Genomic DNA, 326 nt, shown 5'->3' with positions numbered 1-326 from the left:
CGCGTTGATCACAGTGGTCGCTGACTGCTACCTGGCAGGAGTATCCACACGCCGCATGGACAAGCTCGTCAAAACCCTGGGGATCACAGGACTGTCCAAGTCCCAGGTCTCACGCATGGCAGCCGACCTCGACGAACACGTGGACCAGTTCCGCAACCGGCCCCTCCACGATGCCGGGCCTTTCACCTTCGTCGCCGCTGACGCACTGACCATGAAAGTACGCGAAGGAGGACGCGTCGTCTCGTGCGCGGTCCTGGTTGCCACCGGAGTCAACAATGACGGACACCGCGAAGTGCTGGGGGTGCGCGTGTCCACCAGCGAGACCG

Annotated in this window: 1 protein-coding gene; it reads left to right on the top strand. The window is 63.2% G+C overall.

Annotation, left to right across the window (positions count from 1 at the left end):
• On the top strand, positions 1 to 326 hold a 326-nt coding region (locus HMPREF2749_RS07385), incomplete at both ends, for a transposase (RefSeq protein WP_210395342.1).

It is taken from the genome of Rothia sp. HMSC075F09 (assembly GCF_001810515.1).
In the GTDB taxonomy this organism is placed as follows: Bacteria; Actinomycetota; Actinomycetes; order Actinomycetales; family Micrococcaceae; genus Rothia.
This window is presented reverse-complemented; position numbering and strand designations above follow the sequence as displayed.